This window comes from Pannonibacter anstelovis, from assembly GCF_036881715.1.
Classification (GTDB): Bacteria; Pseudomonadota; Alphaproteobacteria; order Rhizobiales; family Stappiaceae; genus Pannonibacter; species Pannonibacter anstelovis.
In genome coordinates, this window is record NZ_JBAKBF010000003.1 from 350,611 (window position 1) to 377,298 (window position 26,688).

Sequence of the window (26,688 nt, forward strand, 5' to 3'; positions counted from 1 at the left end):
AAGTTTATAATTTTTCTACTCCGAGTCGAGCGCTAACTTGCTTGCGTGCTGCCGCCAGGCACTGGGAGGAATAGCAGGTGACGGAACCGTTCAAGCCGCTCGAAGGCATCCGCATCGTCGAGATGAGCCACATGATCATGGGGCCGTCCTGCGGCATGTTCCTGGGCTTTCTCGGCGCCGAAGTGATCAAGGTCGAGCCGCCGGAGGGCGACAAGACCCGCTACCTGTCCGGTATGGGCCGGCCGATGTTCCCGCTTTTCAATCGCGGCAAGAAATCTGTCCAGCTTGATCTGTCCAGCGAAAGCGGCCAGGCCGCGCTCCGCAAGCTTCTGGCCACCGCCGACGTCTTCATTGAAAATTTCCGCGATCAGTCGCTGGCAAAGATGGGCGCTGACGGCGAGACGCTGCGCCGCGAATTTCCCGGGCTGATCGTTGCCTCGCACAAGGGCTTCCTGCGCGGCCCCTATCAGGACCGCACCGCGCTGGACGAGGTTGTCCAGATGATGACGGGCCTTGCCTATATGACAGGGCCGTCTGGCCGCCCGCTGCGGGTCGGATCGTCGGCGAATGACATCATGGGCGGGCTGTTTGGTGCCTTCTCGGTTCTCGCTGCACTGCTGGAGCGCAAGGAAACCGGCAAGGGCCGCAACCTGCGCATTGGCCTGTTCGAAAACTGCCTGCTGCTCGTTGCACAGCACATGGTGCAGTTCGAACTCGAAGGCACATCCCCGCCGCCGATGCCGGAACGGGATTTCTCCTGGCCGGTTTACGACATCTTCGACACGTCGGACGGAAAACAGGTTTTCGTCGGTGCCGTGACCGAAGGCCAGTGGACCACGCTTTGTACCTTTCTGGGTCTGCAGGAGCTTCTGGACGACCCCCGCCTCCAGACCCGCATGGACCAGATCACCGCCCGCAGCTGGACCATACCTATCGTTGCCAGCGCTATTGCCACCCATGATGCTAAAAGCCTCGGCAGGCAATTCGAAGCCCTCGGCATTCCCTATTCGCCGATCGCAAAGCCCGCAGACATGTATGACGATCCCCATGTGATGCGCCCCGGCGGGCTTGCAACGTCCCACATGCCGGACGGCTCCACCTTCCGCGCTCCTTCCCTGCCGTTCGAAGTGGATGGCGAGATGCTGACGGGCGGCGGTGACCTGCAACAGGTCGGACAGGACACGGAGACGGTACTGGCCGGGCTTGGCTTTGATGCGGCGGAGATTGCCGCCGCACGGGGCAAGGCAAAGGAGCGGGCGGCATGACCCGGCTTCACGATGTCTATCCTGCGGACAGGGTGGTGCTGCGCGAAGTCGGGCTGCGTGATGGCCTACAGCTCGTGAAGTCCTTTCCCTCGACGGCAGCCAAGATCGAGTGGATCAACTCTGAGTACGCCGCCGGCGTGCGCAATTTCGAGATTGGCTCCTTCCTGCCGGCCTCGCGCTTTCCGCAGTTTGCCGATGTGCGCGAGGTGCTGGCTGCAGTGAAGGCTCTGCCCGGCGCCCATGCTGTCGGTCTTGTCCTCAATGACCGTGGCGCGGATGATGCGCTGGCGGCTGGTGTGGACGAAATCATGTGCGTTGTCTCGGCGACAGAGGCGCATTCACAGGCCAACACCCGCCGCTCCCGCGCCGAGGCAATTGCGCATGTGAAGCGGCTTTGCGCCCTGCGCGATGCCAGCGATCACCGCCCGCTGGTGAATGCCGGTATCGCCATGGCCTTCGGCTGTTCGATCTCGGGTGCAGTTGATCCGGACGAGGTGCTGTCCCTTGCGGAGGCGCTGTTTGAGGCAGGTGCCGATATCGTCGGACTGGCCGATACGGTCGGCTTTGCCGGGCCGGACCAGGTTGCCGCGCTCATCAAGCGCACGCGTGCCATCGCAGGGGACCGGGCCGCCGCCATTCATCTGCACGACACCCGGGGCATGGCGATGGCCAATGCATCGGCTGCCCTCGATGCGGGCTGCCGTATTCTCGACGGATCGCTTGGAGGGCTGGGAGGCTGCCCCTTTGCGCCCGGCGCAACCGGCAACGCCGTTTTTGAAGATCTCGTTTTCCTGTGTGAAACCAAGGGCTTTGCCACCGGCATCGACCTCGGTAAACTGATCGGGATTCGAGAGATTCTGAAACGCGAAATGCCTTCAGAAACGCTGTACGGCCAGCTGGCCCGTGCAGGGCTGCCTCATGCCACCGGAGCAGGGGCCGCCGGAGCAGGGACAATATGAGCCTGAGATAAAAAAGGTCAAAACCGGGAGGAAACCATGATGACGAAGACATTCCTTGCCACGCTGCTCGCAGCAACAGCCATGACAGGCGCAGCCAGTGCGGCGGAACTCATGCGCTGCAGCCATCAGCTGCCGCCCGGCCATCACATCGCCGAGGTCGTCGACAGATGGGCGGCAGAAGTCGAAACCCTGTCCAACGGCGAGATCGACGTGCAGGTTTTCGGCGCAGACAGCCTCGTGAAGGCCAATGACAACATTCTTGCCGTTGCGCGGGGCGAGATTGAATGCGCCTTCTCGCTGAACTTCCAGTGGGGCAAGACGCTGCCACTGATGAACGTCACGATTGGCCCCTACACCATGTCCTCCATCGAGGCCTGGAAGAAGTGGCCGGACTCGGAAGCTGCGGCCTATCTCGAAGGCAAGCTGCTCGACAAGGGCGTGAAGAACATCGCATGGATGTTCCAGACCAACGTCAGCGTCTTCACGTCCAAGGGCAAGGCCCTGACCAAGCCGGATGACTTCAAGGGCATCAAGATGCGTGGCCTTGGGCCTGCATTCGACCGTGGCCTGACGGCCATGGGTGCCTCGACCGTGTCGCTTCCGGGCAGTGAGGTTTATCAGGCGCTGGCAACCGGCGTGATTGATGCTGCCGTGACCGATGTGGCAGCCGCCTATTCGCGCCGCTACTACGAGGTGCAGGACCACATGACCGTGGTGCCCGTCCTTGCGGCCTATCTCCACGGCTATGTGACACCGTCCTGGTATGATGGACTGTCTGACACCCAGAAGGCAGCGCTTGACGAAGCGGGCAAGAAGGCTGCGGGCTGGGCCATCGAAGCCTCGGAGAAAGCCTCCGCAGATGCCCCGAAGCAGCTGGAGGAAAAGGGCGTGACCGTTCACATCGCCACCAGCGAAGAGAACGAGGCTTTCCGTGCAGCGATGCAGCCGGCCTTTGAAGAGGGCTTTGCGTCCGAGACCGGCGAGGAAGGCCGCGAGCTTCTGGCGCTGATTGCGAAGATCAAGTAGCGCCCATGAAAGGTCCTGCTGAAAAGGAGGAGGAGGCACGCGCCTCTTCCTCGCCCATCGACCGTTTCGCCGCCGTGGTTGCCGGCGCCGGAGGTGTCGTGAGTTCTGTCCTGATCCTGCTGGTGCTGGTCATCACCGGCACCGGCGTCTGGATGAGATACGTGGTTGGCCAGCCCATCGCCGGTGTCGAAGAGGCAACCGGCTTTTTCGTCGTGGCCATCGTCATGTTCGGTGCTGCCGAGGCATCGCGGCGGGGCGACCATATCCGTATCGACATCATTCTCGACAAGGCACCACCATGGCTGCGCCGCTGGCTCGATGTCTGGGCAGAACTTTCGGTGCTGGTCTTTGCGGCCGCCCTGCTGGTGACCGGCTGGCACACAGTGACCTTCTCCCGCCGTTTCGGCGCCTATTCGCCGGGTTATCTCGAGTTGCCCATGTGGATTCCGCAATCAGCCCTAATCGCTGGCGGCGTCCTGATCATACTGGTGTGCCTCGCGCGCCTCTTGCTTTTCTTGCGTGGAGGCCGCGCATGACCCTTGTCATCCTGGGATCGCTGATCGTCCTGCTTCTGACCGGCATGCCGATCTTTGCCGCTCTTGGCCTCACGTCCCTTGCCATTCTGTGGGCGTTCGAGGTCAAGGTCTGGGCGATGGCCGATACGGTTTTCGCCTCTCTCAACAATCCGCTGCTTGCCACCATCCCGATGTTCGCCTTCATGGCGCATGTGATGATCAAGGCGAAGGTCGTCGATGATCTCTACGAGATGTCGAACAAGCTCGTCGGTCACGTCAAGGGCGGGCTGGGCTTTGCCACGATCCTCTGCTGCACGATCTTTGCCACGATCTCCGGCTCGTCCATGGCAACCGCCCTCACCATCGGCACCACCGCCATTCCGCAGATGCAGCGGTTCGGATACCGTCCGCGCGATACATACGGCATCATCGCAGCAGGTGGCACCCTTGGCATCCTCATCCCGCCGTCAGGACCGATGATCCTCTATGCCGTCGTCACAAATGCCTCGATCGGCGGCCTGTTCCTTGCCGGTATCCTGCCCGGTCTGCTGATCGCGCTTTTCTTTGCCGTCTTCTCCTGGGTGCAAGCGAACGCCCATGGCGAAACACAGGCGCAGGACTGGCCGGGCGCGCGCGCGGTGCTGACAGCCTTCTGGAAGTCGATCTGGGCCGTCATGATGCCCCCGGTCATTCTTGGCGGCATCTATTTCGGCATCTTCACGGCCGCAGAAGCGGCAGCCGTGGGCGCTGCCTATGCGTTGCTGGTCGCTGTTCTCGTTTACCGGAATGTCTCGCTGCGCGACCTTGGCGAGTGTCTGTGGGAGACCATGCGCACCTGCGCCATGCTGTTCATGATCATCGCGGCTGCAGGCATGTTCGGCCATGCCATCACCATCATCCGGCTTCCGGCCGAGGTGATGGAGACTGTGGCTGCGCTCGAACTGTCTCAGACCGGCTTCATTCTGGCCGTCATGATCGCGATCTTCATTCTGGGCATGTTCCTCGAGACGATTGCCATCATCCTGATCACGACGCCGATCATCCTGCCTGCGATGATGGCCCTCGGCATTGATCCGATCTGGTACGGCATCATGCTGATGATCAACCTTGAGCTCGCCCTGATCACGCCACCCGTCGGCATGAACCTCTTCGTTCTGAAGGGGATCACCGGTGCGCCGCTGATCGAGATCATGCGCGGCGCAGCGCCTTACGTTGGCATCCTGATTTTCGGCCTCTTCGTCGTCTGGCTGTTTCCGCAGCTGGCCCTCTGGCTGCCGCAACAGGCCGGATTTGGCCGCTAGAACGGAAACTTCCTGATCACGGGAAAAATCGCGAAACTGCGCCCCCGGGGTGCCCCAGACCGGGCACCATCCGGGGGCTTTGCTTTCACCACTAATACCAATGCTTTCGATGCTGACGCATCACGCCTTGAAAATGCTCAGGCGCCGCACGGGCTTAATCAGCTCTCGATGAGTCGAGCTCATCGAGAGCTGTCATAAGGACTGGCACCGGGCTGCCAAATCACCTTATGATGACGGTCTCTCCATTCAAGGCACAGACCGTTTTGCTGCGTCTTGCCCCTTGCCGGTATGCCCGGCCCGGATCGCCCCATGTCTTTCCTTCTGAACCTGCCACGGCAGGCGGTTCTCATTCTGCTGCTCGTCTTCTTTGGCACGCTGTGCACTTCATCGCTCATACCGGCGATGGGCTACTTCATTGTCGAAGGGTTGAAGCAGGAGCCCTGGCAGATCGGGCTCTATACCGGCCTTGTGGCCCCGCTGACCATGGTGGTGAACCGGACCTTTGGCGAAAAGCTGGATGGCGCGGTGGCGGTGAAGCCGCTGCTGCTGATCTCGATCCTGGCCTATCTGGCCATGGCTCTGCTGCTGGCAACGATTCCGGATTTCCCGGTGCTGGTACTTGCCGGTGCCCCCATCATGGCGGTGGCGAACGGAGCCACCGCGACCGAGTTCACCTATGGCCGCCTTTACGCCGAACGCACCGGCATCGAGGTCACGGAGTATAACGCCTGGCTGCGCATGGTGGTATCGCTGGCCTGGGTCATCGGACCGTCCATGACTTTCATTCTGTTTGATCTCGCAGGTTTCCGCGTGGCCTATCTGATTTCGGCGGGCCTAGCGGTGATCTGGCTTGTGCTGTGGCATCTGGGCGTGCCGGGAGACTTCCGCGCGCCGCAGCGCCAGCGTGGCACGGCTGCTCTTGAGGGGATTGACTGGCCCATTCTGCTGGCGGCTTTCACCTGTACGCTCTTTGCCGTTGGCAATGTGCTCTTCACGGCCGCGATGCCTCTCTATTATGTCAAGGAAGTGGGCCTGCCCGGCTATACGCCTGGTCTGTCGCTGTCCTTCAAGTGCATCGTCGAGGTGATCGCAATCTTCCTTGCTGCACGCATTGCTGCGCGGTTCGGCTCAAGGACGGTGCTCTACGGTGCTTCGCTCCTGGCGGTGGTCACCTTCCTGCTGTTCACCCAGATCAGCAGCGTGCTGCATGTGGTGATCCTCTCGGCCATAGAGGGGCTCTACTACGGCCTTTTCGCCGGGGTCGCGATTTCCTTCGTGCAGAGCTATGCCCCGGACAAGCCAGGCCGGGCGACAGCGCTTTACATGAACGGGCTTTTTCTCGGCTCTTTCATCGGCTCTGTTTCCATGGGCCTGATTGCCAGCGCCTTCGATTTCCGCACCGTTGTCTTCGTGGCGGCCGGCAGCGGCCTTGCCGTACTGGTGGCCCTCAGCCAGCTTCGCCCGCCGCGGGGTTCAAGCTGAGGTGCCAGTGCTGCCTCAGCCGCCGTAACCGGAAATGACGCGCCGGGCCTCGGCGTTGACGGCCGCTTCCGTAGCCGCATATTCGCCCTGACGCTGCATCAGGCGGAAGCGCAGATCCTGGATCTCGAACCGGCCATCGCTGATCCGGTCGCGGATGCGGTCTGCCTTCTGGCGGCAGGCATTGCGCTCATCGGCGCTGCCGGAGCTGCAATCAAGCCGCGACAGCTCGAAACGGGCATTGTCGGTGGAGGATTCCAGATATCGCAGCCGGGACTCGACATTTTCAACCTCGCGGCGGGCGGAATAGATGCGGCTGCCGAGCTGATAGGCATATTCAAACTGACCAGCCAGGGCCGGCGGGCAGATATCCCCCTTGCTGTCGCCCTGCCGTCCAATGTTGAAGCCGTTGAGCGGGGTGCAATAGATCTGCACACCCTCCTGCCAGCCGGACTGATAGGCCGCCGGGTCCGGGGAAATGCCATATTGGCCGCAATCTTCCGCGACCTTGGAGATGCGGTTTGCTGCATGACCCGAAGCAGCATCCGCCCGGCCCAGCGCACGCCAGTCCCCGGCCTGACACTGTTCCTTGGAAACCGTGTCGCAACCGCTCAAAAGCAGCGCGATGCCCATGGCCGCAGCGGCCCCCAGCCAGAATTTCATGCAAAATCTCCCCAAGATGCCCAGACAAGAGTGATAAGCCGTGCGGAGGGGAACCGGAAGGCAGATTTACGGCAAATTATGGGTCCAATATCAGGAAACGGCCGGAACCCGCCCCGCCTTGGCATCAGCGATGGCCGCAGCAAAGGCAATGGCGAAGGTTGTCCGGTCCGGCGGGTTGAGGAAGTCACCGATACCTATGGTGTCGCCGCGAGCGCTCAGGGTGATCTGCGTGACGCCTTCATCTTCAAGCCGCGTCACCGACAGGCGCGCCCAGAAGGGATTGAACCGGTACTCCTGATGCTGGCGGCCCGGCCCGCTCTTGCGGACGATAATCTCATGCGCGCTGACCGTCACCTCTTCACAGCGGTTGGCCGCCGCATAGTTCAGCCGGAAAGCGACCCAGACCAGCAGCACATCCAGCCCGAAAAATCCGAAGACCGGCCAGGCGCCAATGGAGAGGAAAAGCAGCCCCGAGACGAAACAGACGGCACCCGTGGCCAGCATCAGTACCAGAAAGCCCTTCGGCCCCAGCGAGCGGTGCGGGGTCAGCACCGCAGCAAAGATCGGCCGCTCACCCGGCGCGGGCGCCGCGTCATCAGGACCTTCAGGATTGCTCTTGGTGCCGCTCATGAGAAAGCTTTATAGAGGAGATATGACGCAAGCAAAGATCACAAAAGCGCCAAAGAAGGGCAAGACCGCTGCTGCGGTGGCGAAAACGCCCGCTCCGGCGCGGCGCAAGAAGGCCGCGCCCCGCTACACGAAGGCCGAGATCCACGCGATCTTCGACCGGTTCCACACGGACAATCCGGAGCCCAAGGGCGAACTGGACCATGTAAACGCCTTCACACTGCTGGTCGCCGTGGTCCTGTCGGCCCAGGCGACGGATGTGGGCGTGAACCGCGCCACGAAGACACTGTTCCGCATCGCCGACACGCCGGAGAAGATGCTGGCACTGGGTGAAGACCGGGTGCGCGAGGAAATCCGCACCATCGGCCTGTTCAAGACCAAGGCGAAGAATGTCATCGCCCTGTGCGAACAGCTGCTGCGCGATCATGGCGGCGAGGTTCCGGAAAGCCGGGAGGCGCTGGAGGCTCTCCCAGGCGTTGGCCGCAAGACGGCGAATGTGGTGCTCAACATGGCCTTCGGGCATCCCACCATCGCCGTCGATACCCACCTCTTCCGCCTGGGCAACCGCATCGGCATCGCTCCCGGCAAAACGCCGCTGGCTGTGGAACTGGCGATGGAGAAGATCGTGCCGGCCGAATATGGGCTGCACGCCCATCACTGGCTGATCCTGCATGGCCGTTATATCTGCAAGGCCCGCAAGCCGGAATGCGCACGCTGCCTGATCTACGATCTGTGCAAGAGCCATGAGAAGGTGCCGATGGATGCGGTGCCGGACATCGCGCTGCGCACGGCGGCGGAGATTGCCGCACGGCAGGCAGAGGCACTGCCTGCATCATGATGCTTCCGGACTGTCCGCAGCTTTCCTTCCGCAAGTTCGAACTGTCAGACGCTGACTTCCTCATGCGGCTCATGAATGATGATGCGTTCATCGAACATATCGGTGACCGCGGCGTGAAGCGGATCGAAGATGCCCGCAACTACATCCGCAGTGCCATCCGGCCAGCATACCGGCGGGGCAACTATGGCTTCTGGGTGATTTCGGACAAGCCAGGTGGCGAGGCGCTGGGCATGGCGGGGCTGGCCAAGCGTGACAATCTGGATCTGCCGGATCTGGGCTATGCGCTGCTGCCGGAAGCGCGCGGACAGGGCCATGCCATGGCGGCCTCCCGGGCCGTGCTCGCCTATGGCTTTGGAGCGCTGGCCCTGCCACGCATTCTCGCCATCACCAGTCCGGGGAACGGGGCTTCAAACAGCCTGCTGGCCCGGCTTGGCTTTGATGTGGCCGTGCAGGATTACCGTCTGCCGAATGCACCGGGACGGCCGCAATTGCTGCATTGCCTCGAGAGGGAAAGATGGGAGCGCGAGGCCTGAAAGTTCAGGCTGCGCCCTTAGGACGCACCCGCACCACCACATCGATACGCACGATCTCCATGCCCTCAGGAGCCTGCGGGACGCGGCCAATGCCGATACCGTCGTGCGGAATGTCGACGACCCGGTTCTCGCCTTCAATGAAGAAGTGATGATGATCGTGGACGTTGGTGTCGAAATAGGTCTTGGTGCCGTCGATGGCGACTTCACGCAGCAGGCCTGCTTCGGTGAACTGGTGCAGGGTGTTGTAGACCGTGGCCAGCGATACCGGCACGGAGGCGCGGACCGCCTCCTCATGCAGGATTTCCGCTGAGATGTGGCGGTGGCCCTTGGAATAGAGCAATTCAGCAAGAGCGACACGCTGACGCGTCGGGCGCAGCCCGGAATCGCGCAGCATTTCAGTCACATCATGGCTGTGGTGGTGGTCGGCGTGATCGGGCGCGGTCATGTCTGACTTTGGATCTCTGTCTCGTCGGCCAGCCTCAGCGGCGGAACCTAGTGCTATTCGTAGGCATTCGCAGCGCGTGCTTTGAAGGCCTGTCTTGATGGTCTCTATGGCCCTTTGTAGGGGACTTTTTCATATCAACAATCCAATTTTGCCATTTCTTGGACCGGGAATGCAAGTTTTTCCTTGGATTGCCGGTCACAAGACCTCACGCCGGTACGATGAAACGGCCGGGGCGGGCCGCAGGGAGAGCCTTGCACATCACGGTCAGGCCGGGTGGGAGGCGCAACTGGGCCCCAGGAAAGACCCCGCCAGCAAATGACGCAGCGATATCCTTGCCTTCAGGCCGCGCTTTCGCCTTTCTTTGGCGTTTGGTGATCTTTCGAAGCTGCACCTGCTGTGTTAGGAAGGCCTCGAACACATGACTTAAGAACCGCCTGCCCTGCGGCAGAGAATGCAAGCCTCACCGGGCGGGCAAACAAGAAGATAAACGGGAACGGAATGACCGAACGGCGCTCGAGCTACGAATATGAAGACCTCCTTGCCTGTGCACGCGGGGAATTGTTCGGACCCGGCAACGCGCAGCTGCCGCTGCCGCCTATGCTGATGTTTGACCGGATCACGGAGCTTTCCGAGACCGGCGGCGAGTTTGACAAGGGCTTTGCGCGCGCCGAGTTCGACATCAATCCGGACCTGTGGTTCTTCCCCTGCCATTTCCAGGGCAATCCGGTGATGCCGGGCTGCCTCGGCCTTGATGCCCTGTGGCAGCTGACCGGTTTCTACCTTGGCTGGCTCGGCCTTGAGGGCAAGGGCATGGCCCTGTCTACCGGTGAGGTGAAGTTCAAGGGCATGGTCACGCCGTCGGTCAAGAAAGTCGAGTATGGCGTCGATTTCAAGCGCATCATGAAGGGCAAGCTCGTGCTCGGTATCGCGGATGGCTGGCTGAAGGCCGATGGCGAGCAGATCTACAAGGCGACCGACCTGCGGGTTGGCCTCGCCAAGACCTGATACCATATCAGCCCATGGGTGCGGCTTGCCCGCGCCCATCCAACATCTGACGAATGAGTTCGCTGCCGCGCCGTAAGGCCAAAGGCAGCCTGGAAAGACAGGAGACCGCGATGAGGCGGGTGGTTGTTACCGGCATGGGTATCGTGTCCTCGATTGGCGACACGGCTCAGGAGGTTCTGGAGAGCCTGCAGGCGGGCCGTTCCGGCATCGTGAGGGCGCAGGAATACGCCGATCTCGGCTTCCGCTGCCAGGTGCACGGTGCTCCGAAGCTCAACCCGTTCGAGGCGCTGGACCGCCGCACCACCCGTTTCATGGGTCAGGGCGCCGCCTGGAACTACATCGCCATGCAGCAGGCGATTGCCGATGCAGGCCTTGAGGATGGCGACGTCTCCAACGAGCGCACCGGCATCATCATGGGCTCTGGCGGCCCGTCCACCCCCGCCATCGTGGAAGCGGCGGACATCACCCGCACAAAAGGCCCGAAGCGCATCGGGCCGACGGCCGTGCCGAAAGCCATGTCCTCGACCAACTCGGCGACGCTGGCCACCCCGTTCAAGATCCGCGGCGTGAACTACTCCATCTCCGCAGCCTGTGCCACCACCAACATCTGCATCGGCAATGCAGCCGAGCTGATCCAGTGGGGCAAGCAGGACATCGTCTTTGCCGGCGGCGGCGAGGAACTGGACTGGACGCTCTCCTCCCTGTTCGACGCCATGGGCGCCATGTCCTCGAAGTACAACGAGACACCATCCACCGCCTCGCGCCCCTATGACGCCAACCGCGACGGTTTCGTCATCGCCGGCGGTGCCGGTGTGCTGGTTCTCGAAGAGCTGGAGCACGCCAAGGCCCGCGGCGCCAAGATCTATGCCGAGATCGTGGGTTATGGCGCAACCTCTGACGGTTACGACATGGTGGCTCCGTCCGGCGAGGGCGCCGAACGCTGCATGCGCCTTGCGCTGTCCACGGTCGATCTGCCGGTGGATTACCTCAATCCGCATGCCACCTCCACGCCGGTCGGTGACGTCAAGGAAATCGAGGCAATTCGTGCCGTATTCGGCGACAAGATCCCGCAGATTTCCGCGACCAAGGCTCTCTCCGGCCACTCGCTGGGAGCCGCAGGCGTGCATGAAGCGATTTATTCGATCCTGATGATGCAGCACAATTTCATTGCTGCCTCGGCCCATATCGAAACCATTGACCCAGCCTTTGCGGATATGCCGATCGTGCGTGAGCGCGTCGACAACGCCAAGCTTGATTGCGTTCTGTCCAATGGCTTCGGCTTTGGCGGCACCAACGCCTCCGTGGTTTTCAAACGATACGCTTAAACAGATTGATTGCCGGCGCGCCGGGGCTTTCGAGAAGCCTTCCGGCCGCCTCATGAGCAGTCCGACAGGAGTTTTTTATGGAAGGGCTGATGAAGGGCAAGCGCGGGCTTGTCATGGGTGTCGCCAATGATCACTCCATTGCATGGGGCATTGCCAAGACCCTTGCGGCACATGGCGCTGAAATGGCCTTCACCTACCAGGGCGAGGCCTTTGGGAAGCGCATCAAGCCGCTGGCGGAGTCCATCGGTTCCAGCATCCTGCTGCCCTGCGACGTGGAAGACATTGCTTCCGTCGACAACGTCTTTGATGTGCTGAAGGAAAAGTGGGGCAAGATCGATTTCCTCGTTCATGCCATTGCCTATGCGGACAAGACCGAGCTGCGCGGCCGCTATGCGGACACCAGCAGGGAAAACTTCAACAAGGCGCTGCTGATTTCCTGCTTCTCCTTCACCGAGATCGTGAAGCGCGCAGCGGCCATCATGCCGGACGGCGGCTCCGTGGTGACGCTGACCTATGGCGGCTCCACCCGCGTCATGCCGAACTACAACGTCATGGGCGTTGCCAAGGCGGCACTGGAATCCTCCGTGCGCTACCTGGCGATGGACTACGGCGAGCAGGGCATTCGCATCAACGCGATTTCCGCCGGCCCCGTGCGCACGCTCGCCGGTTCGGTCATCTCGGATTCGCGCCTGATGTACAATTTCCAGAAGCGCCACTCGCCGCTGGCCCGCACCGTGACGCTGGACGAGATCGGCGGCTCCGGCCTCTATCTCCTGTCTGAACTTTCGGGCGGCGTGACCGGTGAGATTCATTTCGTCGACAGCGGCTACAACATCGTGTCCATGCCGCGTCTCGACGAGCTGAAGCGTCAGGACCGCAGCGACGACTGATCGTCCTGCCACAGGATTCACGTGAAACAGTCTCGTGAAACAACAAAGGGGCCCGCGCGGCCCCTTTGTCATGTCTGCTGCTGAAAGAACGGCATCCTGTCAGTTGCTGATCTTCTCATTCGGATAGACGCCGAACAGCCGCACCTGCTCCACCCAGCCGTCATAGCCCTTGCCCTGAACGCGGCACCATGTGCCGTTGCAGGACTTGATGTCCGTCAGCACCTTGGGGGCAAGATAGGCCTTGATCGCAGCCTCGGCCGCGGGCTCGGAATGAAGGGGAGTGTTCTCACTCTGCTCCCAGGGCGTCACGAGCGCCGTCCGGCGCGACGAGAGCAGGGTGTGAAACAGCCAGCCTTCCTTGCCTTCCCAGTCGCGCACACGGCGCCAGTTCTCGAATTCCTGCGTGATTTCCACCGGCAGGCCGCCCTGAACATAGGTCCAGGACACTTCATGCTCGCGCGAGGGGCCCATACGCACGTTTGCCCGGTCAGACTTGATGCTGACGAAACGGGGAAGCGGCAATCCAGTTGAGCCGGTCTGAGCAGTCTGCGCCAGAACCTGCGGCGCAACGAGCATCAGAGCTGCGGCGGCCATAACAAACAGCTGGAGTTTGCGGGCTATCGTGCCAGACAAGGTCTGATCAAACCGGGTCATACCGTCCTCATTCACCACTTCAGCATTCCCTTTAGCGAAAGCCATCCCCTGTGGCCAGATCAGCAGCGCGGTTTTGTCCCTCTAATGCCGCCTGAATCCTGCGGCACCCGACCAAGGTCGATACTGACCGAAGGGCTGGTCCCCTTGTTTCTCGCAGGCCATCTGATAAGGAAAACAGGAGCGAACCGCCATGCGGGAATACTGCATGGTGAGAACCTAGGTCCGTGAGGGTTAAAGCACCCTCAACGCAACGCAGAAGGCTAGTGGCATGGGCAAAAAGAAGCCTTTGGTTGTCGTGACGCGCAAGCTTCCCGATGTGGTCGAGACGCGGATGCGAGAGCTGTTCGAAACCCGCCTCAACGAAAGCGACCGGCCGATGACGCAGGCCGAGCTGGTGGAGGCCGTGCGGACGGCAGACGTGCTGGTTCCCACCGTCACGGACCGGATTGATGCAGCCGTTCTGTCCCAGGCCGGGCCAAACCTCAAGCTCATCGCCAACTTCGGCAATGGCGTCGACAATATCGACGTGGTCAGCGCCAACAACCGCGGCATCAACGTCACCAACACGCCGGGGGTGCTGACCGAAGACACCGCCGACATGACCATGGCGCTGATCCTCGCCGTGCCGCGCCGGATCGCGGAAGGCATGAAGGTGATGGAAAAGGGTGAGTGGACCGGCTGGTCGCCCACATGGATGATGGGCCGCCGCATCTGGGGCAAGCGCCTCGGCATCATCGGCATGGGCCGGATCGGCCAGGCCGTTGCCCGCCGCGCCAAGGCCTTCGGCATGTCGATCCACTATCACAACCGCCGCCGCCTGCATTCGGATATCGAGGATGCGCTGGAAGCGACCTACTGGGACAGCCTCGACCAGATGCTGGCCCGCATGGATGTCGTGTCCGTCCACTGCCCGCACACACCCGGCACCTTCCATCTGCTTTCGGCCCGCCGCCTGAAGCTGATGAAGAAGGACGCCTATGTGGTGAACACGGCCCGTGGCGAAGTGATCGACGAAACCGCGCTGATCCGCCAGCTGGAGTCCGGCGATCTGGCCGGCGCCGGCCTCGACGTATTCGAGCACGAGCCTGCGGTGAACCCGAAGCTGGCGCAGATGCCGAACGTTCTGCTGCTGCCGCATATGGGCTCGGCCACCATCGAGGGCCGTATCGAAATGGGCGAGAAGGTCATCATCAACATCAAGACCTTCATGGACGGCCACCGCCCGCCGGACCGCGTGCTGCCGTCGATGCTCTGAGGAGCGGTACAGGATACGAAATGACGCCGGAGGGGATGCTCTCCGGCCTTTTTGTTGGGTGGTTTGTTGCCTGATTCCGGAGTGCTGAGTGGAGACGCCTCCACAAGGCACAGCTCTCCAGCCCCTTACTCCGCCGCAGGCTCGTATTTTTTCCAGAGGGCGCTGTCACCCATCTTGGCGATGAAAGCCGCGTGGGCGGCCTTTTCTTGCTCTGTCAGCCGTGGTGCCAGTGGCTGGGGCCGGGGGCGGGCGGGGGCTGCAACAAGTGGGCCGCCCGAGACATCGTCAGCACTGCTGGACTTGCGTTCCGCCTCATCCATAAGCCCCAGCGCTGTCTGGCGGCCGCCGAGCAGCTCCAGATAGACCTCCGCCAGCAGCTCACTGTCGAGAAGCGCGCCGTGCTTGGTACGGCGGGAATTATCAATGCCAAAGCGCGAGCAGAGAGCGTCGAGCGAGTAGGGGCCTGAGGAGAATTTCCGCCGCGCCATGGCCAGCGTATCAAGCACCTGGCTCTGCGGGATCGGCGGACGGCCGAGCCGCCCCAGCTCCATGTTGATGAAGCCCATGTCGAACGAAGCGTTGTGGATCACCAGCGTGGCGTCACCAACGAAGGCGAGAAAATCATCCGCAACTTCCGCAAATTTCGGCTTGTCCGACAGGAACTCGGTAGAAAGGCCGTGAACGGCGAAGGCGCCCTCCGGCACATCCCGCTCCGGATTGATGTAGACGTGGAAGGTGCGGCCCGTGGCGACATGATTGATCAGTTCCACACCGCCGATTTCCACCAGCCGGTCGCCGCTGCGCGGGTCAAGGCCCGTGGTTTCGGTATCGAAGGCAATTTCGCGCATGGCAGTCTGTCATCCTGATGCACCGGCATCCGCCAGTATTCCGGGGCGAGTGTGGGAACGGGCGGGGCAGGGCGCAAGGCTTTCCTTGGCTTTTCCCCGGCCGCATGACGTTTCCGCTCAGGCTTTTCCGGAGAGCGCACGAATAATCGAATGGACCGCCCGGCGGGCTGGTGCCAGACCGGAATTGGTCTCAATGATGAAATGCGCCCGGCGGCGCTTGTCCGCATCCGGCATCTGGCGGGCCAGGATGGCCTCGAACCGCTGCACCGTCATGCCCGGACGGGCGAGGGCCCGCTCGCGCTGAACCTCTGCCGGAGCAGACACGACAACCACCGCATCCATCCGCCTTTCGCCGCCGGTCTCGAACAGCAGCGGAATATCCAGCACCACCATGCGGCGGCCTTCCGCCCGTGCCCTGGAAAGAAAGTTCGCTTCCTCCTCATGCACCAGCGGATGGATGATGGCTTCGAGCCTTGCGATGGCCTCCGGCTTGCCCAGTACCGCCTCGCCAAGACGCGTGCGGTCCACTTTGCCGTCCGCCGTGGTGCCGGGAAAGGCGGCCTCGATCAGCGGTACGGCGCGCCCGGCGTAGAGCGCATGCACAGCGGCATCGGCGTCATGCACCGGCACGCCGGCCTCGGCGAACATCTTCGCGGTGGCCGATTTGCCCATGGCGATGGACCCGGTGAGGCCGAGGCGGATCATTCCGTGACACCCAGATCCTTGAGGATGAGGCTGCGCAGCTCCGCATCTACCTCCGGCCGGATGCCGAACCAGCGCTCGAAGCCGTAGACCGCCTGATGCAGCAGCATGCCGAGACCATCCACCGTAGGATTGCCGCGTGCCGCCGCAGCCTTCAGCAGATCCGTCTGCAGCGGCGAATAGACCGCGTCGGTGACCAGCGCCGTGCGGGGCAGGGGATCAAGATCGATTTCCAGCGGCGGTTTGCCTGTCATGCCAAGCGATGTGGTGTTGACCAGAACGGATGCTTGTCCAAGGATTGTCCCCAGCTTGTCCCATCCATGAGCCACAACAGCGGCACCGAAATGATCCGCCAGAAGGCTGGCTTTTTCTTCGGTGCGGTTAACAACGTGAATTTTGGAGAAGCCACGCGACAGCAGCGCCCAGATGACTGCACGCGCTGCGCCGCCCGCGCCCAGAACCACGGCGGTGCCGCCGGCCTTGTCCCAGCCTGGTGCCCACTGGTCGAGATTGCCCAGGAAGCCGAGCCCGTCGGTGTTGGCGCCCATCAGCCGGCCCTCTTCCAGCCAGAGCGTGTTGACCGCGCCCATGGCCTTGGCAGCCGGGTCCAGCCAGTCGCAAAGCCCGGCCACCAATTCCTTGTGCGGAACGGTGACATTGGCACCGGTGAGGCCAGCGGCTGAAAGGTTCCGGTAAAAGGCTTCGGCCCCCTCCGGCTCGACGCCCATGCGGATGTATTCTCCCTCAAGCCCATGCTTTTTCAGCCAGTAGCCATGCACGAGGGGCGAGCGGGAATGGGTGACGGGCCAGCCGGTGATGGCGGCGCGGCGGATGGCAGTCATGGATGGATTTCTCCCTTCTCCCGCAGGAATCCAAGCAGGGGCAGAAGCGGCAGCCCCAGAATGGTGAAGTAATCGCCCTCGATCCGCTCGAACAGGCGGATGCCGAGGCCTTCCAGCTGGTAGCACCCGACACTCGACAGGGCCGCTGCCCCTGCAGCGGCGAGATAGGCATCAAGCTCCGCATCGCTCAAGGCGCGCATGTGCAGACGGGCAGTGGAAACATGGCTCCAGAGCACTTGGCCGCCTTGCGCGACGACCACAGACGAATGCAGATCGTGGGCCTTGCCGGCCAAAAGGGCCAGCTGGGCGCGTGCCGCGGCAAGATCTGCGGGTTTGGTGAAGCGGGTGGAGCCGAGCCCCAGCACCTGATCAGCGCCGATCACCAGATCACCGGGACGGCGCAGCGCCACATCCAGCGCCTTGGCCTTCCCCAGAACATGGGCGATTTCCTGGGGCCCGGCACCTGCTTCCAGCAGCGGGCGCTCGATTTCGCGCTCGTCCACGCCTGCCGGATCGACGGCAAAATCAAGCCCTGCATTGCGCAGAAGCGTCGCGCGGATGCTGCTGCCGCTGGCCAGAACAAGGGTCATATGGGGGATTCCTCCAGATTTTTCGTCTTGCGCCTAAATCCCGCCGGCTTCCCGGGCAGTCTGACGATGGCCCCGGAACAGCTCCATGATCTCGGCTGCGGTCTCTTCAATGGAGCGGCGCGTCACGTCGATCAAGGGCCATCCCTGTTCGACACAAAGGCGGCGGGTGGCGGCAATCTCGCGGGCGATCTCCCGCCGGTCCACATACGTATCGCCGTAACCATCTGCATTCAAAGACAAAACGCGGTTCTGGCGGATCTGCTGGACACGCTCCGGCGAGGCAATGAGGCCTACCACCAGCGGATAGCGGAGGCCCAGGAGCTGGTCAGGCAATGGAATCCCAGGAACAATCGGCACGTTGGCACATTTGATTCCGCGGTTGGCGAGGTAAATGCAGGTCGGCGTCTTGGAGGTTCGGGAAATGCCCACCAGAACGATATCGGCTTCTTCCAGCTTTCCGGCGATCTGCCCGTCATCATGCATCATGGTGTAGTTCAGCGCGTCGATCCGCTTGAAGTACTCTGCATCGAGCGCGTGCTGGCCACCAATGCGGCGGGTCAGCGGTACGTTGAGATAGGCCTGAAACACGGCAAAGACCGGGTCGAGGATGTTGACGAAGGGCACGCCGATTTCGCGGCAGAACCGTTCGAGACGGCCGGAAATCTCCGGATCGACAAGGGTATAGAGCACAATCCCCGGTGCAGACTCGATCTGAGCCGTCACCCGGTCCAGCTGCTTGTGGCTGCGCACCAGCGGATAGAGATGCTCGATGGACTGCACATCGTCATACTGAACCGTCGCCGCCCGGGCCACCGTCATGAGCGTTTCGCCAGTCGAATCGGACACAAGATGGAGGTGAAAGTAGTGTGTCGACTTTCCCACAACAAAACCTCGCCTCTGTTGACGGAAGGGGACAAGTCAGCCCTCCCGCCCTTTGGGGCCAAAACTTATGCCCGCTGGCTCTATCTTCTTAACAGAGCGTAAATTTCCGGCAACCGGCGCCGAAACGGTTTCCCGCACATGTGGATTAACATGGGCCTGACTCGTTGCCGACAGGTTATCCACTCATGCCCAATTCCTTAATGGATCCTTAAAAAACGAACATCCTACTGATTTCATTCAGGTAACAGGTTCCGTACAATTTTAATAAAATCTGTTGTCCAGAAACTGCGGCGTTTTCTCCCGGCGCGAAAATGACCTGAACCGATTGTGGACAACGAATGATCCCGGTAATCCACTCACAAGAATAAGAAACAGATTCAAATCAATCAGAGACTCCCTTTATAGGGACCTGCCCGGGATAAAGGAAAAAGCCATGAAGTCATCCGACCGTGCCGTCATGAGGGTGCTCGCAGGCGAACGCCTGTGGCCGCCTCCCATCTGGATGATGCGGCAGGCTGGACGCTATCTGCCGGAGTACCGGGAGGTCAGAGCGAAAGCGAAGAACTTCCTCGACTTCTGCTACAACCCGGATCTGGCAACCGAAGTCACACTTCAGCCGATCCGCCGCTATGGCTTTGATGCATCCATCCTGTTCTCGGACATCTTCGTCGTTCCGGATGCCATCGGCTATCCGGTTCGCTTTGAAGAGGGACGTGGTCCTGTACTTGAGCCCTTGAGCGAAGCGATCCTTGATACGCTGGACCAGTCACGGGCAGACAGGCACCTCGATCCGGTGATTGAGACCGTAACGCGGCTGCGCCGCGAGCTCCCTGAGGAGACAACGCTCCTCGGTTTCTGCGGTGCCCCATGGACCGTTGCCTGCTATTCTGTCGCCGGACATACGACGCAGGACCAGACGGCAGCCCGCGTGGGCGCCTATCGCAATCCTGCCCTGATGCAGCGCTTCATCGATCAGCTGGTGACCGCTTCGATCCGCTATCTCATCCGTCAGCTCGATGCAGGCGCCGATGCGGTCCAGATTTTTGACACCTGGGCCGGGGTGCTGGATGAGGAAGGCTTCCGCAGGTGGTCTATCGAGCCCACCAGAGCGATTGTCGAGGGTGTGAAGGGTGCCCGCCCCGGCGCCCGCATCATCGGCTTCCCGAAGGCCTCCTCGGCCCGTCTGGAGGCATATGTGGCCGGCACGGGCGTGGATGCGGTAGGCTTGGACTGGACCGCACCCGATCATGTGGCACAGGCGATCCAGAAAAAGGTCCCGGTGCAGGGCAATCTTGATCCAATGCGGCTGGTGGCCGGCGGGGCCGCGCTTGATGAGGGTATCGCTCATGTGCTGAAGGCGCTGGGGCAGGGGCCGCTGATCTTCAACCTCGGCCATGGCGTAACACCTGAAACCGATCCGGCCCATGTGGCGCGGATGGTCGAACGCGTCCGTCAGGGCTGAGGAGGATAAAATGGATCTCTATCTTTGGCTCAAGTCGCTGCATGTCATCTCGATCATCGCCTGGATGGCCGGGATGCTCTATCTGCCGCGGCTCTTCGTCTATCACTGCGATGCTACACCGGGCTCTGCCCAGTCGGAAACCTTCAAGGTGATGGAGCGCCGCCTGCTCAAGGCGATCATCAATCCGGCTATGATCTCGTCCTGGATCTTCGGCCTGTGGGTTGCCTATGAAATCAATGCTTTCAGCGATGGCTGGTTCCACGCCAAGCTGACGCTGGTTCTGCTGATGAGCGGGGCTCATGGATATCTGGCAGGACGGGTGAAGGTATTCGCGCGCGACGAGAACACAAAGCCTGCGAAGTTCTACCGGATCCTCAATGAAGTGCCGACGGTTCTGATGATCCTTATCGTCATTCTTGTGATTGGTAAGCCATTCTGACATGTCCGCGCCGTTCTGACGCAGCGGATACAATCGATTTGACAGGCCCCGCGAGAACAGAAGCCTCTTGCGGGGTTTCGTTTTAAGAGTTATGGTCCGCGTCAACTTCACGTAAGGTGCGCCGAGGCTCTCATCCCGGATGCACCACTGCCGAAGCAAAGCCGGTTATCCCCTCGACCGGTCTTCCGTGACAGCTTCCACTTCTGTTTCCGTTTTTTCATTCCAGAACCAGAAGCGTCTTTTCACATACCCACCCTCCAACAGAGATTGATCCCTATTGATGCGGGAAATGAAACTCAAAGACCTCAAAGAGAAGACACCAACCGAGCTGCTGGCCTTCGCCGAAGAGCTCGAAGTCGAGAACGCCAGCACAATGCGCAAGCAGGAGCTGATGTTCGCCATCCTCAAGCGGCTTGCAGCCCAGGATGTAGAGATCATCGGCGAAGGTGTCGTAGAAGTACTCCAGGACGGCTTCGGTTTTCTCCGTTCGCCAGACGCAAATTATCTCCCCGGCCCTGACGATATTTATGTTTCCCCCTCGCAGATCCGGCGCTTCTCGCTTCGCACCGGCGATACGGTTGAAGGCCAGATCCGCAGCCCCAAAGAGGGCGAGCGCTATTTCGCGCTTCTCAAGGTCAACACGATCAATTTTGAAGATCCGGAAAAGACCCGCCACAAGGTGCATTTCGACAATCTGACGCCGCTCTATCCCGATGAGCGCTTCAAGATGGAAGTCGCCGACGCTGCCACCAAGGATCTTTCTTCCCGCATCATCGATCTGGTGGCACCGCTCGGCAAGGGCCAGCGCGCTCTGATCACCGCGCCGCCGCGCACCGGTAAGACGGTGTTCCTGCAGAACATCGCCAAGTCCATCACCACGAACCACCCCGAGTGCTATCTCATCGTTCTCCTGATCGATGAGCGTCCCGAAGAAGTGACGGACATGCAGCGCACCGTGAAGGGTGAAGTGGTTTCCTCCACCTTCGACGAACCGGCTGTCCGCCACGTGCAGGTGGCGGAAATGGTCATTGAGAAGGCCAAGCGCCTGGTGGAACATGGCCGCGACGTGGTCATTCTGCTCGACTCCATCACCCGCCTTGGCCGCGCCTACAACACCGTCGTGCCGTCCTCCGGCAAGGTACTGACCGGTGGTGTGGACGCCAACGCCCTGCAGCGCCCGAAGCGTTTCTTCGGTGCGGCGCGTAACATCGAAGAGGGTGGTTCGCTCACCATCATCGCCACCGCGCTGATCGACACTGGCAGCCGCATGGACGAAGTGATCTTCGAAGAGTTCAAGGGCACGGGTAACTCCGAAATCATTCTGGACCGGAAGATCTCCGACAAGCGTGTTTACCCGGCCATCGACATCCAGCGGTCGGGCACCCGCAAGGAAGAGCTGCTGGTGCCGCCGGAGCGTCTCAAAAAGACCTTCGTCCTGCGCCGTATTCTCAACCCGATGGGTACGGTCGATGCGGTCGAGTTCCTGCTCGACAAGCTCAAGCAGACCAAGTCCAACGACGATTTCTTCGACAGTATGAACACCTGATCCGATTCGGATACGGATCATTCAAACCCCCGGCTGGCAACGGCCGGGGGTTTCTGTTTGAGCCTATGGATTCGGTTTCGTATCAATCAGCTGCGGGAAGGAGAATGCCATGATCATCGAAACGGAACGGCTTGTGTTGCGGCCCTGGCGGGATGAGGATCTTGAACCCTTTGCCGCGCTATGCGGCGACCCAGAAGTCATGCGCTATTTCGTAAAGCCTCTGAGCATTGACGAAACACAGGCTCTGATTACCCGCCTCAGAGAAAAGGAGGAGGCAGACGGGTTCTGCTTCCGTCCAGTGGTGCGCAAGGCTGACGGCGCCTTCATCGGCATGGCCGGGCTATCGCGGCCGCAGTTTCCAGCGCCGGTGCCTTTTGCTCCTTGCGTGGAGATCGGCTGGCGTTTCGTTCGTTCCGCGTGGGGGCGGGGCTATGCCAGTGAGGCGGCGCAGGCATGGCTTCGATTCGGTTTTGAAACGCTTCTGCTGGATGAGATTGTGGCTTTCACTGCTGAACTGAATGTGCCGTCGCAAAAGGTCATGCAACGGCTGGGCATGAGTCATGATCCCGCAGATGATTTCGATCATCCCTCCGTGCCGGAGGACCATCGGCTTCTGCGGCACGTGCTCTACCGGCTTTCACGGGAGAACTGGAAGGCCGGCAGAGCGGAACATGTTTCACGTTGATTCACGTGAAACACCCCGGTGAATGCAGGGAGGAAATGAATCGGGTCCGTATTGAAGGCCATCAGCCCTATCGTCGTCGTCCCGGACGAGAGCGAAGCGAAGATCCGGGACCGGTGAGCCAAGGCCCATCAGCGAATATTCACAGCTAGCCAACAGGTACCCCGGCTCACCGGTCCCGGCTCAAGGCCGGGATGACGATGGAGGGGGATGAAGTGCATTTGATGCTGCTCATTTGAATCGGATGCGGATTGGTTGGGTGGTTCCCCCTTTGCAGAGAGGGGCGAAGCAGATATGGGCCTTGGCATGGATTTTCATCTGCCAAGGCTTCTCCCATGCAGGACACCATCTTTGCCCTTTCCAGCGGTGCGCTTCCTTCCGGCGTTGCCGTGATCCGGTTGAGCGGGCCGGCAGCCTTTGATGCTCTTGGCTCTCTGTGCAGCTCCATGCCGCAACCCCGCCAGGCAGCGCTGAGGGTGCTGCGTGATCCGCAGACACAGGAGCCGCTGGATCAGGCTCTGGTGCTGACTTTTCCAGGTCCGGCGAGCTTCACCGGGGAAGACGTCGTCGAGCTTCAGTGCCATGGTGGCCGTGCGGTGGTGGCTGCTGTCCTGAAGGCATTGGCAGACCTGCCCCGCATGCGGCCTGCCGAACCCGGCGAGTTCACCCGCCGCGCCTTCGAGAAGGGCAGGCTGGACCTGACCGAAGTGGAAGGCCTGGCCGATCTCATTGCGGCTGAGACTGAGGCGCAGCGGCGGCAGGCGTTCCGGCAGATGGATGGTGCGCTGGGGCGGCTCTATGAGGGTTGGCGCAAGCGTCTGGTTCACATGCGGGCGATGATCGAGGCAGACTTCGACTTTGCCGATGAAGAAGATGTCCCGGGCAGTGTGGCGGAGACGGTCTGGGGTGAGGCCGCAGTCCTGAAGAGCGAAGTGGCTGATCATTTGAATCGGTCCCGTTCCGGTGAGCGGCTGCGTGATGGGCTGCTGGTCGTGCTGATGGGGGCACCCAATGCCGGCAAGTCGAGCCTGCTGAATGCCATTGCCGGACGGGACGTGGCGATCGTCACCGAAGAGGCGGGCACCACGCGGGACATTATCGAGGTGCATCTCGACCTTGGCGGTTATCCTGTGACGCTTGCCGATACGGCCGGCCTGCGCAGCGGGGCAGGGCGGGTTGAGCAGGAAGGTATCCGCCGGGCAACCGAAAAGGGCCGGGCAGCAGACCTGATCCTCTGGGCGGTGGAGCCGGGTGGCCCATTGCCTGAGGATGAAGGTCATGGTTTGCCGGAGGCCATCCGCACTGAATCGGTTCCGGTCTGGATCGTCTCGACCAAGGCTGATCTTGAGACTCCTGCGAAACGAGACTCTTCCGGAACGATGCAGGAGTTTCCTGTATCTGTCACCCATGGTACTGGCCTTGATGACCTGTTCAGGGCCCTTGGACGTTTTGCTTCTGATACGTTTGGGAGTGGGGAAGCAGCCCTCGCCACCCGTGAACGGCACCGGCATTATCTCACTGATTGCCTGGATGCCCTGCAGGATGCGGTGAGCCGGGATCATCTGCCGGCTGAGCTCCGGGCTGAGGACCTGCGCCGGGCCGCTGATGCGCTGGGGCGGATCACCGGCCGGATCGATGTAGAAGATCTGCTGGATGTGATTTTCCGGGAATTCTGCATCGGAAAATGAGGAGGACTGTTTCACGTGAATCCGGTTCGGCTCCGGTTTCGATGAGTGGATCGGCCTGTTTCACGTGAATCATCTCTGTGCCGGAATATGCCTTCAGGGTGTTTCACGTGAATCATATCTGAAGCGTGATGGATGTTTCACGTGAATCCGTTCAGGCGTCTTTGGCCTGATTCACGTGAAATAGCTTTGACCCCTCGGGGGTGATTTCCCTATAAGGAAGCCGGTTGGCCGGTTTGTTTCCTTATGGCTCTGTAGGGGTCTCTGGTTCCGGTCTTATTTTTCTTCTGTCTGGTGATCGCCGCAGGCGGGTGCAATCATGTGCCTGTCCGCGATCGGGATTTGAATGGTTATGGATCAGTCTCTGACCTTTGATGTTGTGGTGATTGGCGGCGGTCACGCGGGCTGTGAGGCCGCGGCTGCCGCAGCGCGCATGGGTGCCCGCACTGCCCTTGTGACTCACAAGTTCGAGACCATCGGTGTCATGTCCTGTAATCCGGCGATTGGCGGGCTCGGCAAGGGGCATCTCGTCCGGGAGATTGATGCACTGGATGGTCTGATGGGCCGGGTCGCCGACAGGGCAGGGATCCAGTTCCGGATGCTCAATCTGCGCAAGGGGCCTGCTGTGCGCGGCCCCCGCGCGCAGGCTGACCGGAAGCTCTACCGGGCAGCCATGCAGGAAGAGATCAGTGCTATTGCGAACCTGACGGTGGTGGAAGGCGAGGCGCATGACCTTGAGACGCTGGAAGGCCGCGTCTCGGCGGTGACCCTGGCTGATGGCCGCCGGATCGTTTGTGGTGCTGTGGTTCTGACAACCGGCACCTTCCTGCGCGGGCTCATTCATATCGGCGACCGCAAGATCCCGGCCGGCCGGGTGGGGGAGCAGCCGGCCATGGGTCTTTCCGCTTCGCTGGAAGCTATCGGCTTTGCGCTTGGCCGCCTGAAGACGGGGACGCCCGCACGGCTTGATGGCCGCACCATTGACTGGTCCCGGCTGGAAGAACAGCCCGGCGATGACAAGCCGGTGCCATTCTCGACGCTGACAGCAGCAATCACCACGCCGCAGGTGCCGTGCCATATCACCCGCACGACGGAAGAAACGCATCGCATCATTCGCGAGAATCTGCACCGCTCCGCTATGTACTCGGGCGAGATCAAGGGCAGGGGGCCGCGTTACTGCCCGTCCATCGAGGACAAGATCGTCCGCTTCGGTGACCGTGACGGGCATCAGATTTTCCTGGAGCCGGAAGGGCTGGATGATCACACGATCTATCCGAACGGTATTTCCACCTCGCTGCCGGAAGATGCACAGCATGCCTTCCTGCGGACGATACCCGGTCTGGAAAAGGTCGAGGTGCTGCAGATCGGCTATGCCATCGAATATGATCACGTCGATCCGCGTGAGCTGAAGACGACGCTGGAGGCCAAGCGCTGCAAGGGTCTGTTCCTGGCCGGTCAGATCAATGGCACCACCGGCTATGAAGAGGCAGGCGCGCAAGGCTTGCTGGCCGGCCTTAATGCCGCGCTCGTGGCGTCGGGCGGCTCGCGTGATTTCGTGGTGGACCGGGGGCGGGGCTATATTGGCGTGATGGTCGATGACCTCGTCACCCGTGGCATCACCGAGCCCTATCGCATGTTTACCTCGCGGGCGGAGTACCGTCTGTCGCTGCGCGCCGACAATGCGGACCAGCGGCTGACACCTGCGGGTCTTGAACTTGGCTGTATCGGTAGCGAGCGGCGTGAGGCTTTTGATGCAAAGCTTGCCAAGCTGGAAGCTGCCCGTGTGCTGATGCAGGGGCTGACCGTAACCCCGTCGCAGGCGGTAAAACATGGTTTGCCGGTCAATCAGGACGGGGTGCGGCGCAGTGCCTTTGACCTGCTGGCCTATCCGGACATGACCGTTGACAGGCTCTTCAGCGTGTGGCCGGAGCTGGCAGATGTTGAACCTGGCATCGCCGAGCAGGTGGCGACTGATGCGCTCTATTCGGTTTATCTGGACCGGCAGGCTGCTGACATCGCCGCCCTGCGGCGGGATGAGGCACTCGCCATTCCGGAGGACTTTGATTTCTCCGTGCTTGCCGGTCTGTCGAATGAGATCCGGCAAAAGCTGGAACTTGTCCGCCCCGGTACATTGGGGCAGGCGGCGCGCATGGATGGTATGACGCCTGCCGCCCTGACCCTGCTTCTCTCTCAAGTGAAGCGGCACGAACGCCGTGGCGCCGCCTGAAGG

Annotated in this window: 27 protein-coding genes; 18 read left to right on the top strand and 9 right to left on the bottom strand. The window is 61.4% G+C overall.

Annotated elements, in window-relative coordinates; all coding sequences use genetic code 11:
* Positions 1–77: 77 nt before the first annotated feature.
* From V6L75_RS06885 to V6L75_RS06910, 6 genes are all read left to right on the top strand, one after another.
* Positions 78–1,265 carry a CaiB/BaiF CoA transferase family protein gene (locus V6L75_RS06885; RefSeq protein WP_334250772.1) on the top strand — a complete coding sequence of 396 codons (1,188 nt, stop codon included), beginning with the start codon at positions 78–80 and terminating at the stop codon, positions 1,263–1,265.
* Complete coding sequence (locus tag V6L75_RS06890; RefSeq protein ID WP_334250773.1) at positions 1,262–2,224, top strand: hydroxymethylglutaryl-CoA lyase; 963 nt, start codon at positions 1,262–1,264, stop codon at positions 2,222–2,224. The genes V6L75_RS06885 and V6L75_RS06890 overlap by 4 nt, the downstream gene beginning before the upstream one ends.
* A 39-nt stretch (positions 2,225–2,263) precedes the next feature.
* Positions 2,264–3,250, top strand: coding sequence for a TRAP transporter substrate-binding protein DctP (gene dctP, locus V6L75_RS06895; RefSeq protein ID WP_334250774.1), 987 nt, complete (start codon positions 2,264–2,266; stop codon positions 3,248–3,250).
* Between the two features lie 5 nt (positions 3,251–3,255).
* Positions 3,256–3,786, top strand: coding sequence for a TRAP transporter small permease (locus V6L75_RS06900; RefSeq protein WP_334250775.1), 531 nt, complete (start codon positions 3,256–3,258; stop codon positions 3,784–3,786).
* Positions 3,783–5,066: a TRAP transporter large permease gene (locus V6L75_RS06905; protein ID WP_334250776.1), complete on the top strand. Its 1,284-nt coding sequence runs from the start codon at positions 3,783–3,785 to the stop codon at positions 5,064–5,066. Before V6L75_RS06900 ends, V6L75_RS06905 begins: the two co-directional genes overlap by 4 nt.
* 309 nt (positions 5,067–5,375) lie before the next feature.
* On the top strand, positions 5,376–6,548 hold the full coding sequence (locus V6L75_RS06910) for an MFS transporter (RefSeq protein WP_334250777.1): 1,173 nt from the start codon (positions 5,376–5,378) through the stop codon (positions 6,546–6,548).
* Positions 6,549–6,563: 15 nt separating this feature from the next.
* On the opposite strand, the gene V6L75_RS06915 is transcribed toward V6L75_RS06910, so the two are convergent.
* Both V6L75_RS06915 and V6L75_RS06920 read right to left on the bottom strand, forming a co-directional pair.
* Entirely contained in the window at positions 6,564–7,208 is a 645-nt protein-coding gene (locus tag V6L75_RS06915) for a DUF2799 domain-containing protein (protein ID WP_334250778.1), read from the bottom strand.
* Positions 7,209–7,298: 90 nt separating this feature from the next.
* On the bottom strand, positions 7,299–7,838 hold the full coding sequence (locus V6L75_RS06920) for a DUF2244 domain-containing protein (protein WP_334250779.1): 540 nt from the start codon (positions 7,836–7,838) through the stop codon (positions 7,299–7,301).
* Between the two features lie 22 nt (positions 7,839–7,860).
* On the opposite strand from V6L75_RS06920, the gene nth reads away from it, so the two are divergent.
* Both nth and V6L75_RS06930 read left to right on the top strand, forming a co-directional pair.
* Positions 7,861–8,673: an endonuclease III gene (gene nth, locus V6L75_RS06925; RefSeq protein WP_334250780.1), complete on the top strand. Its 813-nt coding sequence runs from the start codon at positions 7,861–7,863 to the stop codon at positions 8,671–8,673.
* The gene (locus V6L75_RS06930) at positions 8,670–9,206 is read left to right on the top strand and encodes a GNAT family N-acetyltransferase (protein ID WP_334250781.1); all 537 of its coding nucleotides are present in this window, start codon (positions 8,670–8,672) and stop codon (positions 9,204–9,206) included. Before nth ends, V6L75_RS06930 begins: the two co-directional genes overlap by 4 nt.
* A gap of 4 nt (positions 9,207–9,210) precedes the next feature.
* Here the strand turns inward: V6L75_RS06930 and irrA are convergent, their stop codons facing one another.
* Positions 9,211–9,651: an iron response transcriptional regulator IrrA gene (gene irrA, locus V6L75_RS06935; protein WP_050474023.1), complete on the bottom strand. Its 441-nt coding sequence runs from the start codon at positions 9,649–9,651 to the stop codon at positions 9,211–9,213.
* Between the two features lie 498 nt (positions 9,652–10,149).
* Between irrA and fabA the strand changes: the two genes are divergently transcribed.
* From fabA to fabI, 3 genes are all read left to right on the top strand, one after another.
* Positions 10,150–10,656, top strand: coding sequence for a 3-hydroxyacyl-[acyl-carrier-protein] dehydratase FabA (gene fabA / locus V6L75_RS06940; RefSeq protein WP_026355663.1), 507 nt, complete (start codon positions 10,150–10,152; stop codon positions 10,654–10,656).
* Between the two features lie 110 nt (positions 10,657–10,766).
* Positions 10,767–11,981, top strand: coding sequence for a beta-ketoacyl-ACP synthase I (gene fabB / locus V6L75_RS06945; protein WP_334250782.1), 1,215 nt, complete (start codon positions 10,767–10,769; stop codon positions 11,979–11,981).
* 77 nt (positions 11,982–12,058) lie between these two features.
* Positions 12,059–12,871 (top strand): enoyl-ACP reductase FabI, encoded by an 813-nt coding sequence (fabI, locus tag V6L75_RS06950; protein ID WP_334250783.1) that lies wholly within the window; start codon positions 12,059–12,061, stop codon positions 12,869–12,871.
* A 99-nt stretch (positions 12,872–12,970) separates the two neighbouring features.
* Here fabI and V6L75_RS06955 read toward each other — a convergent pair whose 3' ends face one another.
* Positions 12,971–13,525: an SH3 domain-containing protein gene (locus tag V6L75_RS06955; RefSeq protein ID WP_334250784.1), complete on the bottom strand. Its 555-nt coding sequence runs from the start codon at positions 13,523–13,525 to the stop codon at positions 12,971–12,973.
* A 268-nt stretch (positions 13,526–13,793) separates the two neighbouring features.
* Between V6L75_RS06955 and V6L75_RS06960 the strand changes: the two genes are divergently transcribed.
* Positions 13,794–14,780 carry a 2-hydroxyacid dehydrogenase gene (locus V6L75_RS06960; RefSeq protein WP_050474026.1) on the top strand — a complete coding sequence of 329 codons (987 nt, stop codon included), beginning with the start codon at positions 13,794–13,796 and terminating at the stop codon, positions 14,778–14,780.
* Positions 14,781–14,905: 125 nt separating this feature from the next.
* On the opposite strand, the gene dnaQ is transcribed toward V6L75_RS06960, so the two are convergent.
* The 5 genes from dnaQ to V6L75_RS06985 form a co-directional block, all read right to left on the bottom strand.
* The gene (gene dnaQ / locus V6L75_RS06965; protein WP_334250785.1) at positions 14,906–15,628 is read right to left on the bottom strand and encodes a DNA polymerase III subunit epsilon; all 723 of its coding nucleotides are present in this window, start codon (positions 15,626–15,628) and stop codon (positions 14,906–14,908) included.
* Positions 15,629–15,745: 117 nt separating this feature from the next.
* Entirely contained in the window at positions 15,746–16,333 is a 588-nt protein-coding gene (gene coaE, locus V6L75_RS06970) for a dephospho-CoA kinase (protein ID WP_334250786.1), read from the bottom strand.
* Positions 16,330–17,172 (bottom strand): shikimate dehydrogenase, encoded by an 843-nt coding sequence (locus V6L75_RS06975; protein ID WP_334250787.1) that lies wholly within the window; start codon positions 17,170–17,172, stop codon positions 16,330–16,332. The genes coaE and V6L75_RS06975 overlap by 4 nt, the downstream gene beginning before the upstream one ends.
* Positions 17,169–17,762 carry a Maf family protein gene (locus tag V6L75_RS06980; RefSeq protein WP_334250788.1) on the bottom strand — a complete coding sequence of 198 codons (594 nt, stop codon included), beginning with the start codon at positions 17,760–17,762 and terminating at the stop codon, positions 17,169–17,171. The genes V6L75_RS06975 and V6L75_RS06980 overlap by 4 nt, the downstream gene beginning before the upstream one ends.
* Positions 17,763–17,795: 33 nt before the next feature.
* Positions 17,796–18,644, bottom strand: coding sequence for a pyruvate, water dikinase regulatory protein (locus V6L75_RS06985; protein ID WP_334250789.1), 849 nt, complete (start codon positions 18,642–18,644; stop codon positions 17,796–17,798).
* 433 nt (positions 18,645–19,077) lie between these two features.
* Here V6L75_RS06985 and hemE point away from each other — a divergent pair, with 433 nt between their 5' ends.
* From hemE to mnmG, 6 genes are all read left to right on the top strand, one after another.
* Positions 19,078–20,106 (top strand): uroporphyrinogen decarboxylase, encoded by a 1,029-nt coding sequence (gene hemE / locus V6L75_RS06990; protein ID WP_334250790.1) that lies wholly within the window; start codon positions 19,078–19,080, stop codon positions 20,104–20,106.
* A 10-nt stretch (positions 20,107–20,116) separates the two neighbouring features.
* On the top strand, positions 20,117–20,545 hold the full coding sequence (gene hemJ / locus V6L75_RS06995) for a protoporphyrinogen oxidase HemJ (protein ID WP_334250791.1): 429 nt from the start codon (positions 20,117–20,119) through the stop codon (positions 20,543–20,545).
* 280 nt (positions 20,546–20,825) lie between these two features.
* The gene (gene rho, locus V6L75_RS07000; protein WP_026355666.1) at positions 20,826–22,091 is read left to right on the top strand and encodes a transcription termination factor Rho; all 1,266 of its coding nucleotides are present in this window, start codon (positions 20,826–20,828) and stop codon (positions 22,089–22,091) included.
* A 109-nt stretch (positions 22,092–22,200) separates the two neighbouring features.
* A complete protein-coding gene (locus V6L75_RS07005) occupies positions 22,201–22,776 on the top strand; it encodes a GNAT family N-acetyltransferase (RefSeq protein WP_334250792.1) in 576 nt (191 codons plus the stop codon).
* Between the two features lie 332 nt (positions 22,777–23,108).
* On the top strand, positions 23,109–24,461 hold the full coding sequence (gene mnmE / locus V6L75_RS07010; RefSeq protein ID WP_334250793.1) for a tRNA uridine-5-carboxymethylaminomethyl(34) synthesis GTPase MnmE: 1,353 nt from the start codon (positions 23,109–23,111) through the stop codon (positions 24,459–24,461).
* Positions 24,462–24,804: 343 nt separating this feature from the next.
* Positions 24,805–26,685 (top strand): tRNA uridine-5-carboxymethylaminomethyl(34) synthesis enzyme MnmG, encoded by a 1,881-nt coding sequence (gene mnmG / locus V6L75_RS07015; protein ID WP_334250794.1) that lies wholly within the window; start codon positions 24,805–24,807, stop codon positions 26,683–26,685.
* The last annotated feature ends 3 nt before the right edge of the window (positions 26,686–26,688 follow it).

Bases quoted from the DNA above. Each gene is read 5' to 3' on its own strand.
- V6L75_RS06890 (WP_334250773.1), top strand. From the start codon at position 1,262: ATGACCCGGCTTCACGATGTCTATCCTGCGGACAGGGTGGTGCTGCGC.
- dctP (WP_334250774.1), top strand. From the start codon at position 2,264: ATGACGAAGACATTCCTTGCCACGCTGCTCGCAGCAACAGCCATGACA.
- V6L75_RS06900 (WP_334250775.1), top strand. From the start codon at position 3,256: ATGAAAGGTCCTGCTGAAAAGGAGGAGGAGGCACGCGCCTCTTCCTCG.
- V6L75_RS06905 (WP_334250776.1), top strand. From the start codon at position 3,783: ATGACCCTTGTCATCCTGGGATCGCTGATCGTCCTGCTTCTGACCGGC.
- V6L75_RS06910 (WP_334250777.1), top strand. From the start codon at position 5,376: ATGTCTTTCCTTCTGAACCTGCCACGGCAGGCGGTTCTCATTCTGCTG.
- V6L75_RS06915 (WP_334250778.1), bottom strand. From the start codon at position 7,208: ATGAAATTCTGGCTGGGGGCCGCTGCGGCCATGGGCATCGCGCTGCTT.
- V6L75_RS06920 (WP_334250779.1), bottom strand. From the start codon at position 7,838: ATGAGCGGCACCAAGAGCAATCCTGAAGGTCCTGATGACGCGGCGCCC.
- nth (WP_334250780.1), top strand. From the start codon at position 7,861: ATGACGCAAGCAAAGATCACAAAAGCGCCAAAGAAGGGCAAGACCGCT.
- V6L75_RS06930 (WP_334250781.1), top strand. From the start codon at position 8,670: ATGATGCTTCCGGACTGTCCGCAGCTTTCCTTCCGCAAGTTCGAACTG.
- irrA (WP_050474023.1), bottom strand. From the start codon at position 9,651: ATGACCGCGCCCGATCACGCCGACCACCACCACAGCCATGATGTGACT.
- fabA (WP_026355663.1), top strand. From the start codon at position 10,150: ATGACCGAACGGCGCTCGAGCTACGAATATGAAGACCTCCTTGCCTGT.
- fabB (WP_334250782.1), top strand. From the start codon at position 10,767: ATGAGGCGGGTGGTTGTTACCGGCATGGGTATCGTGTCCTCGATTGGC.
- fabI (WP_334250783.1), top strand. From the start codon at position 12,059: ATGGAAGGGCTGATGAAGGGCAAGCGCGGGCTTGTCATGGGTGTCGCC.
- V6L75_RS06955 (WP_334250784.1), bottom strand. From the start codon at position 13,525: ATGACCCGGTTTGATCAGACCTTGTCTGGCACGATAGCCCGCAAACTC.
- V6L75_RS06960 (WP_050474026.1), top strand. From the start codon at position 13,794: ATGGGCAAAAAGAAGCCTTTGGTTGTCGTGACGCGCAAGCTTCCCGAT.
- dnaQ (WP_334250785.1), bottom strand. From the start codon at position 15,628: ATGCGCGAAATTGCCTTCGATACCGAAACCACGGGCCTTGACCCGCGC.
- coaE (WP_334250786.1), bottom strand. From the start codon at position 16,333: ATGATCCGCCTCGGCCTCACCGGGTCCATCGCCATGGGCAAATCGGCC.
- V6L75_RS06975 (WP_334250787.1), bottom strand. From the start codon at position 17,172: ATGACTGCCATCCGCCGCGCCGCCATCACCGGCTGGCCCGTCACCCAT.
- V6L75_RS06980 (WP_334250788.1), bottom strand. From the start codon at position 17,762: ATGACCCTTGTTCTGGCCAGCGGCAGCAGCATCCGCGCGACGCTTCTG.
- hemE (WP_334250790.1), top strand. From the start codon at position 19,078: ATGAAGTCATCCGACCGTGCCGTCATGAGGGTGCTCGCAGGCGAACGC.
- hemJ (WP_334250791.1), top strand. From the start codon at position 20,117: ATGGATCTCTATCTTTGGCTCAAGTCGCTGCATGTCATCTCGATCATC.
- rho (WP_026355666.1), top strand. From the start codon at position 20,826: ATGCGGGAAATGAAACTCAAAGACCTCAAAGAGAAGACACCAACCGAG.
- V6L75_RS07005 (WP_334250792.1), top strand. From the start codon at position 22,201: ATGATCATCGAAACGGAACGGCTTGTGTTGCGGCCCTGGCGGGATGAG.
- mnmE (WP_334250793.1), top strand. From the start codon at position 23,109: ATGCAGGACACCATCTTTGCCCTTTCCAGCGGTGCGCTTCCTTCCGGC.
- mnmG (WP_334250794.1), top strand. From the start codon at position 24,805: ATGGTTATGGATCAGTCTCTGACCTTTGATGTTGTGGTGATTGGCGGC.